Genomic DNA, 1,607 nt, shown 5'->3' on the forward strand with positions numbered 1-1,607 from the left:
CGGGAGGGGTCCTCGATGGCGACGGCGAAGAAGAGGGACGTTATCGGCCCGACCCCGTGGACGGTCTCCAGCAGCTTGGTCGCCGGGTACTTCTCCTCGGCGAGCTTTCGCAGCAGCCTCTCGTGCCTTTTGATCTTGTCGGTAAGCTCGTCGATGGAGAGCAGCAGCGGTTCGACCAGATCGCAGTGCTCGGCGTCGACCGCCGCTCGGGTCCTGCGGACGAAGCAGGAGGCGTTGACGCCGTCTGGGACGCGGACTCCAAGGCCCTTGAGGAGGAATCTGACCGAGTTCATCATGTCGACCCTGGCGCTGACCAGGGCGTCGCGGGTCTTGATCCTGACCAGGTCGCGCTGGGCGTCCTCGCTCCTGTGCCTCACTGGATGGAGCAGGGAGGGGTCGACCCTTCCTAGCCTCGCGAGCATGCGCGCGTCGTTGCGGTCGCTCTTTCGGTCGTTCTGGTAGATCGACCTCAGCTTCCTGGCGTTGGCGACTATCGGCTTGAGCCCCTCGGCGGTCAGCAGCCTGCTCACCCACGGGGAGTGTGAACCGGTCTCGAGTATGGCGTTGGATTGTGGATACGTTCTGGCCAGCAGCTTGTAGCTTGCCGGCTCGTTGGGGAGGGATCGTTCCTCGACGATGCTGCCGCTAGCGTCGAGCACGCAAACTGCGACCTTGCGGTCGGATAGATCTAGGCCAATGGTGTGAGCTGTAGTGTTGGTATTCATAAAGGCACTATATGGACGGGTCGCTCATGGCGACTCGTCTCTGTGCCTTCTCATTCCTACTGGTTCTCAGTTTATTTTGTTTATGTTGGAATTCTGACCTGCCATAGACGCGTTGGACCTAAATGCTTGGTGCATCTGGAGCACCTTCAGGTTTCTGCTCTTCGACGTCGTACTCGATTCTGTACGCTGTGTCGTTTGCATCTTTATATTCTATCGTTCCTCCTTTTTCTGTGTATATTACAATGTACTCATCTACGTCTTCGGGTACTATCGCGTCACATTCAGGCCACCACTCAACGAGTTCTTTTCGATTGAATCGTATTAGTGGCTTCATGGTTAGCCCGGATGGTGGTTCCGGAGCGAGACTATCATATATCCAAGGGCGAGGTTTTCGATTCTCAAATATGGCCAGTTGCTTTTCTAGATAGACGAGGTCTTCTTTTATTCTAGCTAATGTTGCTGATTTGCTTCCTTTGTCTAAATCCTTATCTTTCATCACATCGACGTAAGAAAGAAGCATGTCGTGAGACTTGATTCGGATTTCGTTTGCAGAATCTTGTCTTTGACGATTGTCGCTTGCTATTTTTTGCTCAATGTCCAAGTGCCATTTTACAAGGCCTCCACCTACAACAAAGTTACCCAAGGAAGTTATTATTGCTGTCATTGAAACAATGAAGCTGAGGGATAGCTTCGGCTTGGGTTTTGGCTTTTTACTGTGACTTCTACGTATAGTGTTCGGGAATCTCATTTGTTAGAGAGTGGGAGGTAGGGTAGTAGCTTTTTTGAGAACGTGAAAGCCATACGCGGAAGTCAGCGCGGAGCGCTGGCTGGAGTTGTATGGGCTGACTGGTTAGCATCTATTTCTTTCTGACGACTTGGAAG

2 protein-coding genes are annotated in these 1,607 nt (G+C 52.8%); both read right to left on the bottom strand.

Features of this window, described 5'->3' with window-relative positions:
• Positions 1–725, bottom strand: a 725-nt coding sequence (locus QEH54_RS22730; protein ID WP_309021026.1) for a transposase, incomplete at its 3' end; no start/stop codon positions are given.
• Between the two features lie 118 nt (positions 726–843).
• Positions 844–1,473 (bottom strand): hypothetical protein, encoded by a 630-nt coding sequence (locus QEH54_RS22735; protein ID WP_309021027.1) that lies wholly within the window; start codon positions 1,471–1,473, stop codon positions 844–846.
• Positions 1,474–1,607 lie beyond the last annotated feature (134 nt).

The organism is Pelagicoccus sp. SDUM812003 (genome assembly GCF_031127815.1).
Classification (GTDB): domain Bacteria; phylum Verrucomicrobiota; class Verrucomicrobiia; order Opitutales; family Opitutaceae; genus Pelagicoccus.